We start from the raw sequence: 14,133 nt of genomic DNA, 5'->3' as shown, positions 1-14,133 counted from the left end.
TCTCAACTGTGACAACGAATCTCGCCGCCAAGCTGTCCGAAGACGAACTGCGCGCGCTCGCCGAGCAGGGCGCGGCCGAATTGGGCCCCGACGCCTCGGCCGCCGACCTGATCGCCTGGACCGACCGCACTTTCGGCAACAACTACATCGTCGCCTCCAACATGCAGGACGGCGTGCTGGTGCACCTGGCCGCGCAGACCCGCCCCGGCGTCGATGTGCTGTTCCTCGACACCGGCTACCACTTCGCCGAGACCATCGGCACCCGTGACGCGGTCGAGGCCGTGTACGGGGTGAACGTGATCAACGTGCGCCCCGAGCACAGTGTCGCCGAACAGGACGAGCTGCTCGGCAAGGACCTGTTCGCCCGCGACGCCGCCGAATGCTGCCGGTTGCGCAAGGTGGTTCCGCTGAAGAAGTCGCTGGCGGGCTACAACGCGTGGGTCACCGGCATCCGCCGCGTCGAGGCACCCACCCGCGCCAACGCACCGCTGATCTCCTTCGACGAAGCCTTCGGCCTGGTGAAGATCAACCCGATCGCACCGTGGTCCGACGACGAGATGCAGGCCTACATCGAGGCCAACGGCATCCTCGTCAATCCCCTGGTGGAGGAGGGTTACCCGTCCATCGGCTGCGCACCGTGCACGCGCAAGCCCGAGCCGGGGTCCGATCCGCGCAGCGGCCGCTGGGCCGGTCTGGCCAAGACCGAGTGCGGATTGCACCAATCATGACCGTCACCACCTCTGGGAGTGAGCCTGTGAGTACCCACACCACCGAACGCGACCTCGGCCTGACCGAGTTCGACACCCTCGCGGCGCTGGAATCCGAGGCGATCCACATTTTCCGTGAGGTCGCGGGCGAGTTCGAGCGGCCGGTGATCCTGTTCTCCGGCGGCAAGGACTCCACGGTGCTGCTGCACCTGGCGCTCAAGGCCTTCTGGCCCGCGCCGCTGCCGTTCGCGCTGCTGCACGTCGACACCGGGCACAACCTCGACGAGGTGCTCGAGTTCCGCGACAAGGTGGTGGAGAAGTACGGCCTGCGCCTGCACGTGGCCTCGGTCGAGGAGTACCTGGCCGACGGTCGCCTCACCGAGCGCCCCGACGGCATCCGCAACCCGCTGCAGACCGTTCCGCTGCTCGACGCCATCACCGAACACCGCTTCGACGCGGTGTTCGGCGGTGGTCGCCGCGACGAGGAGCGTTCGCGCGCCAAGGAGCGGATCTTCTCCCTGCGCAACGCCTTCGGCCAGTGGGATCCCAAGCGGCAGCGTCCCGAGCTGTGGAACCTCTACAACGGCAAGCACGCGCCGGGTGAGCACGTGCGCGTGTTCCCGCTGAGCAACTGGACCGAGCTCGACATCTGGCGCTACATCGCCCGCGAGGACATCGACCTGGCCTCGATCTACTACGCCCACCAGCGCCCGGTGTACCAGCGCGACGGTATGTGGATGACCCCCGGCGTATGGGGCGGCCCGAACGAGAACGAGGTCCTCGAGACCCGCTCCGTGCGCTACCGCACCGTCGGTGACGGTTCGACCACCGGCGCCATCATCTCCGACGCCGCCGACAACGAGGCCATCCTGGCCGAGGTCGCCGCGTCCCGGCTGACCGAGCGTGGTGCCACCCGTGGCGACGACCGCGTCTCCGAGGCCGCCATGGAAGACCGCAAGCGAGAGGGTTATTTCTGATATGTCCGACCTATTGAGGCTGGCCACCGCCGGTTCTGTCGACGACGGCAAGTCCACCCTGGTCGGACGGCTGCTCTACGACACGAAGTCCGTGCTGGCCGATCAGATCGACGCCGTGACCCGCGCCTCGGTCGACAAGGGTCTGTCGACCCCCGACCTGTCGCTGCTCGTCGACGGCCTGCGTGCCGAGCGTGAGCAGGGGATCACCATCGACGTGGCCTACCGCTACTTCGCCACGCCCAAGCGCTCGTTCGTGCTCGCCGACACCCCCGGCCACGTGCAGTACACCCGCAACACCGTGTCGGGCGCGTCCACCGCGCAGCTGGTGATCCTGCTGACCGACGCGCGCAAGGGCGTCATCGAGCAGACCCGTCGCCACGCCGCGGTGCTGGCGCTGCTCGGGGTGCCGAAGCTGGTGCTGGCGGTGAACAAGATCGACCTGGTCGACAATCCGGCCGAGGTGTTCGCCGAGATCTCCGCGGAGTTCAACTCGCTGACCTCGAAGCTGGGCTGGGCCGACGAGGACGTCCTCGAGATCCCGGTGTCGGCGCTGCACGGCGACAATATCGCCAGCCGCTCCGAGAACACCCCGTACTACGACGGTCCCTCGCTGATCGAGCACCTGGAATCGGTTCCGGTGGACGCGGATTCGACGGGCACGCACGCGCTGGGGCTGCGGTTCCCGGTGCAGTACGTGATCCGTCCGCGCACCGCCGAGTACCCCGATTACCGTGGGTACGCCGGTCAGATCGCGGCCGGTTCGGTGTCGCCCGGCGACGAGATCGTGGTGCTCCCCTCGGGCATCCGGACTACCGTCGAGCGCATCGATACCCCCGACGGTGAGCTGGCCGTCGCGCAGGTGGGGCGCAGTGTGACGCTGATCCTGGCCGACGAGGTCGACATCTCGCGTGGCGACATCATCGCCTCGGTCGCCGACGCCCCGGAGGCGATCGACACCTTCGACGCCACCGTCTGCTGGCTCGGCGACAAGCCGCTGCGTCCCGGCGCGCGACTGCTGCTCAAGCACGGCGCCAAGACCACGCAGGCGATCGTCGGCGCGCTGGTGGAGCGATTCGACGAGCAAACGCTCACCGCACAGCCGAGCCCGGAGACGTTGGAGCTCAACGACATCGGACGGGTGTCGCTGCGGCTGGCCGAACCGATCCCGGCCGACGACTACCGCACCAACCGGCACACCGGTTCGTTCCTGCTGATCGATCCCGCCGGTGGCAACACCCTCGCGGCCGGCCTGGTCGGCGATGTGCTGACCTCGGTCGAGGTCGGTACCACGGTCTGATGACACGCTCGCTCGTCCCGCCGCGCGGTGCCGTTCCGGTGCCGCGCGGCGGAGGCGGGCCCGCACTGATCGCGGTGGCCCACGGCAGCCGTGATCCGCGTTCGGCGACGACGATGGCGGCGGTGGTCGCCTCGGTCGCCGCATCCCGACCGGATCTGACGGTCCGGTTGGCTTTCCTCGACCTCAGCGCGCCCTCGCTCGACCAGGTCGTCGACGAGCTCGCCGCGCTCGGACATCGCGATGTGGTCGTTGTTCCGCTGTTGCTGGGCAACGCTTTTCACGCACGAGTCGATCTGCCCGCCCTCCTGGCGGAGTCCGCGAACAGGCACCCGCTGGTGCGCCTGACCCAGACCGATGTGCTCGGGGCGGATTCGCGATTGATCGCGGCGCTTGCCGACAGGGTCGCCGGGGTGTCGGTGGGTTTCCCTGTGCCAGAGCCTGTTTCGATGCACCTGCGGACGACACCGGCAGCTCTTTCGCGCGAAAGCGGCCGTGCCGCCGTGGGGGTCGCGGTTGCCGCTGTCGGATCTCGTGACGAATCGGCGAATCGCCGGACCGCCGCCGTGGCTCGACGACTTGCCGTGACGACCGGGCTTCGCACCGAAATGTGCTTTGCGACAGTCGCACCCAGCATCAGCGTGGCGGTCGACCGCTTACACGCGTGCGGAGTCGAACAGGTCGTCGTCGCGCCGTGGTTCCTTGCACCGGGGCTGCTCACCGACCGCCTGCTCCACCATGCGCCGCGCCTCGTGCACGCCGATGTCATCGGCCCGCACCCCGCGCTCACCGAGGTGATCTGGTCCCGCTACGACGCGGCGATCGCGACAGATCTCGAACTCTCCGCCTGACGAATCCCCCGGCGCACCGCCGACGGAGCTGGTCACGCACGATTTCCGCGCCGACCTTGGGCGCACAGCGTCCGCAGACACCTCCGGGCACTCTCGCCTGCGCATACCTCGCGCCATCGACACCTCGCCTGCATCTCCCGAAGGGCTCCCGAAGCCAGCTGCGCTAGTGCGCCAGATCACACTCTCATCCCTTTGCCATATACCCCTGGGGGGTATAAATTCGTGTCAACGCACCAGGGATCAGAGAGGCAAGACGATGACCATCAACTCCCACACCGCCCACAACACGAACGCTCTCGGCACCACTCCCGAAAGCGCTGCGGCACAACACACCTCACACCTCGGTTCGCACGGCGAACACGCCGCCCACAGCGCCCACGGCCATGCCGAACACCGCACTCAGGTGCAACGTGAATCGCACGCAGGACACGGGGACCGCGCACATGCGGCGCAGCCGGCCCACGCGGATCACGTCGACCACGCGGCACACAGCAGCCACGGCAACCTCGCGCCAACCGGTGCGCATTCCGGCCATGGTGGACATGGCACCGACGCAGTCGCAGCACCGCAGGGGAATCATGCCGCTCACGGCGACCACGGGGCGCACGCTGCCGGACTTCCCGGCGGGCTGCGGATCACCCAGGACGGGTACACCCTCGATCTGGAGACCACCGTTGCTCGGCCGGGCGTGATCGACTTCCGGTTCCGGATTCTCGGGCCCGACGGATCGGCGGTGACCGAGTTCGATCCCATCCACGATCGCGAACTGCACCTGATCGTGGCGCGGCGTGAGCTGACCGGGTTCTGGCATGTGCATCCGCGCCGGGAGACCGACGGCACCTGGACGATCCAGCTGGAACTGCCGGAGGCGGGCGCCTACCGGGTGTTCACCGATATCGCGCCGCGCGCTCTCGGCCGCACCATCACTCTCGGAGCGGACCTGGCCATCGCCGGTCACTACGCACCGCAGCAGGTCCCGGCGGTGAATCGCAGCACGGAGGTCGACGGGTACACCGTGACCGTCGACGGCGAATTGCGCGCCGAGGGAGATCTGCTCACCCTCACGGTGCACAAGGACGGTGCGCCGGTCACCGATCTGCAGCCCTACCTGGCAGCTTTCGGTCACCTGGTGATCCTGCGGGCGGGCGACCTCGCCTACGTCCACGTGCACCCCAACGGTGAGCCCAACGACGGCATCACGCCTTCCGGACCCGAAATCTCCTTTCACACCGCCGTCCCCGGGCCGGGCACCTACCGCCTGTTCCTCGATTTCAAGCACGACGACACGGTGCGGACCGCCGCTTTCACCCTCACCGCTCAGCACCACTGAGAGCTGCTTCGACGCCCGGGGCGCGACATACCGCGTCGGGCGAACTGCCGTCACACGACCTCCCCATGTGCCGGGCTCGGTACCGGCTCGTCGCGTTTTCCACCCTCGCCGATCCTGCTCGAAGCCACCGGCGAACCATCGGACGACAGCCTTGACATCAACCACGCTCGAGGTTTCACGATGACCTCATGAGCATCCTGTTTCACAACACCATGCGGATCACCGAAGGGCACACCGAGGAGTTCGGCGCGGCGGTGCGGCGCGCTGTGGCCTTCGTCCGAGAGCACGGACCGCAGCTGATGGTGCAGGTCTTTCTCGATGCCGAGGCCGGGATGGCGCACAGCTTCCAGCTCTATCCCGACTCGGAAGCGGTTCTCGCGCACTGGCAGATGTCGGACCCTTACATTCAGGACGTGATGGCGCACTGCACCATCGAGTCGTTCGAGACTTTCGGGGAGATGTCGGACGCCGTACTCGAGGGATTGCGGTCGGGTCCGGTCGGAGCGGTGACCGTGCGACCGCTATTGACCGGGTTCACCAGGTTGTGAGCTGTTGGCGCGCACCAGTTCCGCACCGATAGCCGCCAATTCGGCTTTCACCTCGGCGGGATCGAGTACCTCCACGTCGCCCGCCCAGCCCGCGAGCTGGCGGGCGACCATCTCGGGGGTGTCGGCGGTGATCTCGGCCAGCACGCGACCGTCGTCGGTGCTGCCGACCAGGGTGCAGTTGCGGCCCTGCTGATCGGCGAGGATAGGAGCCAGCCGCTCGGACACCGCCACCCGGGCGGCGACGGCCGAGCGGCGTTGCTCCATCCGGTCGACCACCCGGGACCACACGGCGTGCAGGTCGAAGTCGGCTGGTCGCTCGGCGGGTTCGTCCAGGACGGTCACCGCGCCGATGCGGTCGAGACGGAAGGTGCGCTGCCCTCGCTCGGTCCCCGCGAGCAGGTACCAGATCGTTTCCTTCTCGACCAGGCCCCACGGGTCGACGGTGCGCATCGTGCGCTGCCCTGCCCGCGCGTATTCGATGCGGACACGTCGTCGATCCACCACGGCGCGCTGCAACGTGTCGAGGACGGCGGGTGGTTGCGGCTCGGGCCTTCCCCAGCGCGCCGGGTCGACGACCACCGCGTCGGCGGCTGCCGCGGCGTCGGCACGGAAGGTCTGCGGCAAGGCCCGGACCAGTTTGCGCAATGCGGACTTCACCTCGGGAGCCGCGGCGGCCGCCGGGCCCGCGAGCAGGAACAGCGCCCTGGTCTCCCCGGCCGTGAGTCCGGACAGGTCGGTGCGCGCGCCACCGATCAGCGACCACCCACCTCCGCGTCCGGCTTGCGGATACACCGGAATGCCCGCCGCCGAGAGGGCCTCGAGGTCGCGGCGAGCCGTCGCCACCGACACCTCGAGTTCGGCGGCGACCTCGGCCGCCGTCACCCGGCCTCGCGCCTGCATGAACAACAGGGTCGCTACCAATCGGTCCGCTCGCATACCCACGATTCTGCCGAAGAAAGTGCTCATTCGGTGAGCACTTTGCCTGGCAGAGTTCAGGGAAACACCAGAACACCGACCCAGGAGCAGACATGTTGCGCGGAATGGCCACCACCACCTACTACGCCGACGACCTCACCGCCGCCAAGGACTGGTACACCGAATTCCTCGGCCTCGCACCGTATTACGAGGTGCCGGGCGGCTACTACGAGTTCCGGCTCGGCCCGGGGCAGGACGAACTCGGCATCATCAACCGGGCCTACGCGCCGGCCGGTGCCCGCAATGCGCCCGGTGGCGGCGGAATCGTGTACTGGCACGTCGACGATCTCGCCGCCACCCTCACCCGGCTGCTGGAACTCGGCGCCACCGAATACGAACCCGTCACCGAGCACGGTGACGGAGCGGGTTTCGTGACGGCGTCGGTCCTCGATCCTTTCGGCAACGTCCTCGGCATCATGTACAACCCGCATTTCGTGGCGATGACGGCCGCACGGGCGGCGGCGCCGAGCTCCTGAGCTCAGAACCAGCGCTCGAGGACGGTGGCGACACCGTCCTCGGTGACGTGACCGGTGACCTCGTCGGCCATGGCGAGCACGTCGTCGGGTGAGCCCGTCATGGCAACCGAATGTGCCGCCCAACGCAGCATTTCGCGATCGTTGAAGCCGTCGCCGATGGCGAGAGTCGCCGAGGCCTCGACGCCGAGAGCGCACCGGAGGCGTTCCAGCGCCCAGCCCTTCGACACGCCACGACGTGAGACGGTGAGCCACGGCCCGAATTCACCGTGGACCCAGGAGGTCTCGGGCACCACGAGGCTGTCGAGCTGGCGCACCATCTCCGCGACGTCGCCACCGGGCCACCATCCGTTGAGACGGGGCGTGGGTTCGCTGCTGAGCATGTGGTGGTCGACGAGCTGGAAATCGCCGATCGAGTACTCCCCCGGACTGTGGCCCGTTGCCCAGATACCGACGCCGACCCGCTCGGCGGCGAAGATCATCTCGGGAAACAGCGCGCGCAACGCGCCGACGGCGGGTGCCGGGTCGAACAGTTCCACCGCGACGGGTTCACCACATGCCACGTCGATCTGCACCGCACCGTTGGAACACAGCGCGTGCCCCTCGATGAGCCCGAGTTCGCGCAATACCGGCCGGGTGGTGAGCACAGTCCGCCCGGTCGTCACCACCACATGCGACCCCGCGGCCACCGCCGCCCGCACTGCCGCGACCACCCGCCCGCTGATGGGGCAACCGGACTCCAGCAAAGTCCCGTCGATATCGAGCGCGATCAGTTTCGGCGCTCCCCCGAGTGCAGCCATTCACCCATTCTGCCCCGCTGCCACCCCGATCCGCCCAGGAATTCACTGCCCTTGACGCACCCTTGCTCCAGCCCGCGCAGCCGAATCCTCTCTACCCCTTGGCCTCTCAGCAGCTCGGCGCGCGCCCAACGGTACATCTGGCAGCCGTAGCGGAACCCGGACGCAGATCCGTACAGCGTCGGATCACCTAGACGCTCGGCCCAGAAGTTTGCCGAGAGGGTCACCGGTGTCGGTGCGCGGCAACAGGCGCGTATAACGTCTGAGCGCAATGCGTTACAGCCCAAGGGCTTTCAACCACGTGCTACGCAGATCGAGTATTCCGCCACCGCTCAATGCCTGCGCCGCTCGACGTAATGCCTGCCGCCGCTCGACGTAACGCCTCCCTCCGCGCGGCGTCTGCCGCTCGACGTAATGTCTGCCGCAGCCCGACGTCGACCTCAGCGGCGCGAACCGCCGCCGTCTCCACCGCCGTCGCCGCCGGACGAGCCACCGGAGTCGCTGCCGCCGGAGGTACCACCCGAAGTCGAACCACCGGAGGTACCACCCGAAGTCGAACCACCTGAGGTGCCACCCGAAGTCGAACCACCCGACGTGCCGCCCGACGTCGAGCCACCGGATGTGGAGCCACCGGAAGTTCCGCCCGATGTGGATCCGCCGGAGCTGCTGTCACCGGACGTGCCCCCGGAGCTGGAGCCGCCGGAGTCACCACCCGAGGCGCCACCCGTGGAACCGCCTGCGTCCGAACCGCCGGAGGTCCCACCGGATGTTCCGCCGGCAGTCCCACCCGACGCGCCACCGGATGTCCCGCCGGAGACCCCGCCCGACGTGCCGCCGGTCGTGCCGCCCGTCGACGCACCCGAATCGGTGCCGCCGGTGCCACCCGGATAACCGCCGGACGTGCCGCCGGACGGGATGCCGCCGGTACCACCGGGGTTGTACGGGTTGTCGGAAGTCCCCGCACCGCTGCCGATTCCGTCGGACACGCCGATATCGATGCCACCCGTGGCGGGAGGCGAGATGTCGGGAGCACTGGTGCCGGGAGCCGGAAGGGAGGTGTCACCGGGAATGGTCGGAGCCCCGGTGGAGGGAATTCCGGAATCGGGCGATCCCGCCGAGGGGACACCGGCGATCGGGCCTGGGTCGGTGATCGGGCCGGGGCCGGGGTTGGTGATGGGCCCGGGGCCGGAGCCGGGGTTGGTCGGCGACTCGGCAGAAGGCTTGTCGAACGGCAGCGGGTTGACGAAGTGGGCGGGGTCGCCGTAGGACGTGCGGGCCAGGACCGGGGAACGGCAGTCGCCGCCGCCGGCCCGGAACCGTTCGCCGCCCTCGGATTCCGCCTGCGATGCCCCACGCTCGGGTGCCCCCGACGCCGCACCGACGATCATTTCGTACGCGGTGCGTGCGGCCGCGCTGACGACGCGCACCTTGCCGGTGACCGGGTCGATGGTGTTGACCAGTCCCGTGGTCTGGGCGGCAAGCAGGTCGGCGCTCATGTCGTAGAGCAGGGCGTCGGCGGGGGCGCCGAGGGCGGGGAACCGTTCGAGGACGGGTGTCAGGCCGGGATCGAACGGGCTGCCGAACACCGTCATCGCCGACATCGCGAGCGCGGAAACCACGGCGGCGCTGGAGAAGACGGCTACGTGCGGCGCCGAGTTGCCGCTCTGCTGCACCGGCGCGAAGGTGCGGGCGGCCAAGGCGGCCGCGCCCGCCGCGACGACCTGCCCCGGATCGGCCACGGTCACCAGGGGCACGCCGAGCTCGGCGAGGGTGCGCGCCACCTCCGGCGGCCGCGTGGCCCCACCGACGAGCAGGATGCGCGAGATATCGGCCAGCCGCAGGCCCGCGGCGGCAACGGTTTTGCTGACCAGCGGGAAGGTGTCGCGAATGTGTTCGGCGCGCAGGCTGTCGGTGTTCACCATCGAGGTGAGTGTCGCCGTAGCGCGGCCGTTGCGTGACTCGACGGCGTACCGGGCGACCATCTCGCCCAGCGGCTTTCCGCCGAAGTCGGTGGAGCGCGCGGGCGTGCCGACCATCGGGTGGTGCGGCCAGTCGGGACCGACGCGCAGCACGGTCAGGTCGAGGCTGTTGGCGCCCAGGTCGTAAACGAGTACGAAACCCCGTGCGAGCGGCCCGTGTTCGACTTCGAGCCATTCGGCGGCGGCCACCGGTTCGGGCACGAGCAGCACCTGACCGGCACCCGCCAGGTGTAATGCCTGCCCGAGCAGGGCGACCTGCTTCTCGGTGTAGGTGGCCGGGTAGGTGAGCACCACCCCGGCGGTCGGCTCGGCCAGTTCGATGAGCCCCGTGGCAACGGCGGCGATCAGGTTGGTGGCGGAGTAGAAGCGCCCCGCGATCACCATCGGCTCCGGTTCGCGGCTCAGGTCCGCGAAATCCGTGATCGCCGAGGAGAATTCGTTGATCGCGCCGATGCGGGGGCGGCCCGCTTCGTCGAATGTGAGGGCGGTACGGCGTGTGCGTACCGTCGGCTTGGCCGGATCCTCGGCGACAACCGCCGAAATCGCATTGACCGTGCCGATGCTCAAACCCAGACCTCTGGTCATTGTTTTGCTATCCCGTCAACGCACCGTGACCACGTCCAGCACGCGAGCGCACTCATGTGGCCGCGGTCGTCTTCCAAACAGCTCGCCTAGATTAACGGCAACATGGCCGAATTGCTGTGAGATTGATACCCGACACTCCACCTCGGATGCAAAGGGCCGCATATTCCCAGGTAGAACCCTATGCGCTTGAACGTCCAGTCCCCTGAACGTCCGCGCGAGCGCTTACAGACTCCGAGAAGCAGCTACCCGGGAGTAATCGCCCGAAGGCGTCCGAAAATACATTCTTCCGGTTTGTTATCACGGCAATGACAGTAATTACCGACCGGTAATCAATTCATTTACTGCGAGTTCGCATACACGTACCGAGAAAACCAAAAGCTCGATTTGTATAACCCCCGGAAAGCGTGACATGTCAACGCAACGGCCGAAACCCGCCAGCACGCACCGCTCCCCGACGGTTGACTCGAAGTCCGGGAGGCCGATCCACACGGGCTCCGAAACATCAAGGGAGAGAAGGTACTACGCATGTCCACTCGTTTCGCCGACCAGGTCGTCCTCGTCACCGGCGCCAGCTCCGGCGTCGGCAAGGCGGTGGCGCTGCGGGTCGCGGCCGAGGGTGCGGCCGTCGTGCTCGGCGCCCGTGGCAAGGACCAAGGCGAGCAGGTCGCCGAGCAGATCCGGGCCGAGGGCGGGCGCGCGCTGTTCGTGCCGACCGACGTCACCGTCGACGCCGATGTCGAGCGGCTCACCCAGGCCGCGCTCACCGAGTACGGCAGGCTCGACGCCGCCTTCAACAACGCGGGCGCGGTGAACGCCTTCGGGCCGGTCGCCGAGATCGGCGACGATGCCTGGCGCGCCGACCTGGAACTGAACCTCACCGGCGTGTTCTACGGCTTGCGGCACCAGGTCCCCGCGATCGTCGCCTCCGGCGGAGGCGCCATCCTGAACAACGCCTCCAACCTCGGCGTGGTCGGGATGGCCTCGGTGGCACCCTATGTGGCGGCCAAGCACGGCGTCGTCGGGCTGACGAAATCGGTGGCGCTGGAAACCGCGGCTGCCGGTGTGCGGGTGAACGCGTTGGTCTCCGGCGCGGTCGACACCCCGGCGTTCCGCGCGTCGATGGGCGCCACTCCCGAGGGAGAGGCGGCGATCGCGGCGTTGCACCCGATCGGACGCATCGCGCAGCCCGCCGAGATCGCGGCGCTGTGCGCGTTCCTGCTCAGCGCCGAGGCCTCGTTCGTCACGGGCGCCGCGGTGACCGTCGACGGCGGCTTCACCGCACAGTGAGCACCGCTCGGTGAGAACGCCGAAGGCCCGCCACACCGCGCAGTCGGTGTAACGGGCCTTCGGCTGTTCGATCAGCCGCGAGCGAGCAGGCGCTTGATGCCGCCGCTCGCCGCGCGCGGTGCGGCGGCCCCACCGGCCACCGCCTGCGGACGACGCGAACGCACCAGCTTGTCGAACTCGCCCGCAGCACGCGCCGGATCACGCAGCGCCCCCCGGTTGAAGTCGTCCGCGAGCTGCTGCACGGTTTCCTGTGCACAGGACTTGTTGGTGCCGATGAACCCGGTGGGACCGCGCTTGATCCAACCGGTCACATACGTTCCCGGCACGACATCGCCACCGGGAGCGTCGAGCACCCGGCCCGCCTCGTTCGGGATCACGCCGCGCGCGTCGTCGAACGGCAGGTCCTTGGTCGGCACACCTCGATAACCCACCGAGGTGAGCACGACGCCCGCTTCCAGCAGTTCGGTGTCGCCGGTCGGCACCGCGCTGGTGCGACCTTCGGCGTCGGTGACCAGCTCGTTGCGCTCGACCCGCACGCCGGTCACCGTCTCGGCGCCGAGGATCTCCACCGGCGAGGACAGGTACCGGAACACGATGCGCTTGCGGTCACCGAACGGGCGCTGCGCCACGCTGTGCAGCAGACGCAGTTTCTGCTCCACCTTGTAGGGCAGTTCCGGCGTCACCGGGGGCAGCTCGCCCTCGATCGCGATGTCGATATCGGCGGCCAGCAGACCCACGAACTCGGGCACCGTGAACGCCGACTCGGCCGGACCACGGCGGCCGAGCACGACGACCTCTTCGATCTTGCTCTCGCGCAACGCCTTCAGGGCGTAGGGCGCGATGTCGGTATCGGCGAGGGTGGCCGGGTCGACGGTCAGGATGCGAGCCACGTCGAGGGCGACGTTGCCGTTGCCGACGATCACGACGCGCTTCTGGTTCAGATCGAACCGATCCTCGGCGTGGTCGGGATGACCGTTGTACCAGGCGACGAAGTCGGTGGCCGACACGTTGCCGGGCAGCCCCTCACCGGGGATGTTCAGCTTGCGATCCGCCGACGCGCCGACCGCGTAGATCACCGCGTGGAAGTGCTCGAGCAGTTCGGCGTGGCTGATGTGCGTGCCGATCTCGACATCGAGGTAGGTGCCGAAGTCGTCCTGTTTCGACATCACGTCGAACAGGTCGGCCACCTTGCGGGTGCGTTTGTGGTCGGGGGCGACGCCGAGACGGGCCAGGCCGTAGGCCTGCGGCAACCGGTCGAACATGGTCACCGCCACCCGGGGCTGGGTGAGCAGCTCGTCGGCGGCGTACATCGCCGACGGTCCCGACCCGACGATCGCCACCCGCAGCGGCGAGCGCTCGGTGTCGATGGCGGGCGGCATCACCGGGGCGGCCAGCGTGGGACGCGAGCGCTGTACCCGGTAGAAGTCGGCGTTGATCTCGATGAAGGGCTTCTGCTCTTCGGTGAGTTTCTTCGAGGAGGTGATCGCGTCGACCGGGCACGCGGTGGCACAGGCGCCGCAGTCCACACACGCGGCCGGGTCGACGTAGAGCATCTCCGCCGTACGGAAGTCCGGCTCATCCGGAGTCGGATGAATGCAGTTCACCGGGCATGCGTAGACGCACGAGGCGTCGCTACAGCACGACTGGGTTACAACGTAGGGCATCTATTTATCGTCTCAGGCAGCGTGCTTCGCGGAGCGCTTGGGCTCGGACCGGTAGCGGCTCGACGGACCATCGATGCCGAGCAGCTTCCAGACCTTCTTGGCGACCGGGTTCATCAGACCGATCTCCTCGGCCAGGGCGCGCACATCGATGAAATAGTCCGCGAAGACCTGCTTGGCCTCCTTGGAGCCGTAGAACAGTTCCTTGCGGACCGCCGTGGGCATCTCGAACTGCTTGAAGAAGGTCTTCGGCGGGGTCGCGATAGCACGGCCGAGCACGAACATGACGATCGGCATCGCGATCGACAGCACGAACTTGTTGACCGCGGGCTGGGCGGGCACGTTCTTCTTCAAGAACTCATGGGCGAAGGAGATGTGGCGAGCTTCCTCGGCCACATGGATCGCCATCACGCCGCGCATGATCGGGTGGATGTCGTCACCCGAACGCAGGATGTCCTTCTGGATGTGGTCGATCGGCTCCTCACCGGCGAGCACGGCCATGAAGAAGAAGTTCGGCAACAACGCACCGGCCGGGGCGGCCAGGTGACGCAGCTGACGCACGAGCGGGTTCATACCCGGCACGTCGGCGACCCGGTTCACCATCTCCTGGAACATCAGGGTGTGGTTGTGCTCTTCGATCATCTCGTGCGAGCAGTACCGGAATTCCGG

At 68.1% G+C, this 14,133-nt stretch carries 13 protein-coding genes; 8 read left to right on the top strand and 5 right to left on the bottom strand.

Annotated elements, in window-relative coordinates; all coding sequences use genetic code 11:
- Positions 1-8 precede the first annotated feature (8 nt).
- From AB0I35_RS22550 to AB0I35_RS22525, 6 genes are all read left to right on the top strand, one after another.
- Complete coding sequence (locus tag AB0I35_RS22550; RefSeq protein ID WP_067642387.1) at positions 9-728, top strand: phosphoadenylyl-sulfate reductase; 720 nt, start codon at positions 9-11, stop codon at positions 726-728.
- Positions 729-754: 26 nt separating this feature from the next.
- Entirely contained in the window at positions 755-1,684 is a 930-nt protein-coding gene (gene cysD / locus AB0I35_RS22545) for a sulfate adenylyltransferase subunit CysD (RefSeq protein ID WP_357398145.1), read from the top strand.
- A gap of 1 nt (position 1,685) precedes the next feature.
- A complete protein-coding gene (locus tag AB0I35_RS22540; RefSeq protein ID WP_067642321.1) occupies positions 1,686-2,981 on the top strand; it encodes a GTP-binding protein in 1,296 nt (431 codons plus the stop codon).
- On the top strand, positions 2,981-3,829 hold the full coding sequence (locus AB0I35_RS22535) for a CbiX/SirB N-terminal domain-containing protein (RefSeq protein ID WP_357398144.1): 849 nt from the start codon (positions 2,981-2,983) through the stop codon (positions 3,827-3,829). Before AB0I35_RS22540 ends, AB0I35_RS22535 begins: the two co-directional genes overlap by 1 nt.
- Before the next feature lie 256 nt (positions 3,830-4,085).
- Positions 4,086-5,159, top strand: coding sequence for a hypothetical protein (locus AB0I35_RS22530; RefSeq protein WP_357398143.1), 1,074 nt, complete (start codon positions 4,086-4,088; stop codon positions 5,157-5,159).
- Positions 5,160-5,347: 188 nt separating this feature from the next.
- Complete coding sequence (locus AB0I35_RS22525) at positions 5,348-5,707, top strand: hypothetical protein (protein ID WP_357398142.1); 360 nt, start codon at positions 5,348-5,350, stop codon at positions 5,705-5,707.
- Here AB0I35_RS22525 and AB0I35_RS22520 read toward each other — a convergent pair.
- Complete coding sequence (locus AB0I35_RS22520) at positions 5,681-6,643, bottom strand: WYL domain-containing protein (protein ID WP_357398141.1); 963 nt, start codon at positions 6,641-6,643, stop codon at positions 5,681-5,683. The two genes, AB0I35_RS22525 and AB0I35_RS22520, sit on opposite strands and share 27 nt — an antisense overlap.
- Before the next feature lie 92 nt (positions 6,644-6,735).
- Between AB0I35_RS22520 and AB0I35_RS22515 the strand changes: the two genes are divergently transcribed.
- Complete coding sequence (locus AB0I35_RS22515) at positions 6,736-7,158, top strand: VOC family protein (RefSeq protein WP_357398140.1); 423 nt, start codon at positions 6,736-6,738, stop codon at positions 7,156-7,158.
- Positions 7,159-7,160: 2 nt separating this feature from the next.
- On the opposite strand, the gene AB0I35_RS22510 is transcribed toward AB0I35_RS22515, so the two are convergent.
- The gene (locus AB0I35_RS22510; RefSeq protein ID WP_357398139.1) at positions 7,161-7,955 is read right to left on the bottom strand and encodes an HAD family hydrolase; all 795 of its coding nucleotides are present in this window, start codon (positions 7,953-7,955) and stop codon (positions 7,161-7,163) included.
- Between the two features lie 437 nt (positions 7,956-8,392).
- A complete protein-coding gene (locus tag AB0I35_RS22505; protein WP_357398138.1) occupies positions 8,393-10,516 on the bottom strand; it encodes an Hsp70 family protein in 2,124 nt (707 codons plus the stop codon).
- Positions 10,517-11,041: 525 nt separating this feature from the next.
- Between AB0I35_RS22505 and AB0I35_RS22500 the strand changes: the two genes are divergently transcribed.
- The gene (locus AB0I35_RS22500; RefSeq protein WP_357398137.1) at positions 11,042-11,803 is read left to right on the top strand and encodes a glucose 1-dehydrogenase; all 762 of its coding nucleotides are present in this window, start codon (positions 11,042-11,044) and stop codon (positions 11,801-11,803) included.
- Between the two features lie 71 nt (positions 11,804-11,874).
- On the opposite strand, the gene AB0I35_RS22495 is transcribed toward AB0I35_RS22500, so the two are convergent.
- Positions 11,875-13,467, bottom strand: coding sequence for an FAD-dependent oxidoreductase (locus AB0I35_RS22495; protein ID WP_357398136.1), 1,593 nt, complete (start codon positions 13,465-13,467; stop codon positions 11,875-11,877).
- A gap of 12 nt (positions 13,468-13,479) precedes the next feature.
- Positions 13,480-14,133: diiron oxygenase (locus tag AB0I35_RS22490; RefSeq protein WP_357398135.1), on the bottom strand; the 654-nt coding region annotated here is incomplete at its 5' end.

Source organism: Nocardia sp. NPDC050378, from assembly GCF_040655675.1.
Lineage (GTDB): Bacteria > Actinomycetota > Actinomycetes > Mycobacteriales > Mycobacteriaceae > Nocardia > Nocardia coubleae.
This window is presented reverse-complemented; position numbering and strand designations above follow the sequence as displayed.

What these genes read in the sequence shown, in the direction of transcription:
- AB0I35_RS22510 (WP_357398139.1), bottom strand. Translation starts at nt 7,955, where the DNA reads ATGGCTGCACTCGGGGGAGCGCCGAAACTGATCGCGCTCGATATCGAC.
- AB0I35_RS22495 (WP_357398136.1), bottom strand. Translation starts at nt 13,467, where the DNA reads ATGCCCTACGTTGTAACCCAGTCGTGCTGTAGCGACGCCTCGTGCGTC.
- AB0I35_RS22535 (WP_357398144.1), top strand. Translation starts at nt 2,981, where the DNA reads ATGACACGCTCGCTCGTCCCGCCGCGCGGTGCCGTTCCGGTGCCGCGC.
- AB0I35_RS22515 (WP_357398140.1), top strand. Translation starts at nt 6,736, where the DNA reads ATGTTGCGCGGAATGGCCACCACCACCTACTACGCCGACGACCTCACC.
- AB0I35_RS22500 (WP_357398137.1), top strand. Translation starts at nt 11,042, where the DNA reads ATGTCCACTCGTTTCGCCGACCAGGTCGTCCTCGTCACCGGCGCCAGC.
- AB0I35_RS22540 (WP_067642321.1), top strand. Translation starts at nt 1,686, where the DNA reads ATGTCCGACCTATTGAGGCTGGCCACCGCCGGTTCTGTCGACGACGGC.
- AB0I35_RS22530 (WP_357398143.1), top strand. Translation starts at nt 4,086, where the DNA reads ATGACCATCAACTCCCACACCGCCCACAACACGAACGCTCTCGGCACC.
- AB0I35_RS22525 (WP_357398142.1), top strand. Translation starts at nt 5,348, where the DNA reads ATGAGCATCCTGTTTCACAACACCATGCGGATCACCGAAGGGCACACC.
- AB0I35_RS22505 (WP_357398138.1), bottom strand. Translation starts at nt 10,516, where the DNA reads ATGACCAGAGGTCTGGGTTTGAGCATCGGCACGGTCAATGCGATTTCG.
- AB0I35_RS22520 (WP_357398141.1), bottom strand. Translation starts at nt 6,643, where the DNA reads ATGCGAGCGGACCGATTGGTAGCGACCCTGTTGTTCATGCAGGCGCGA.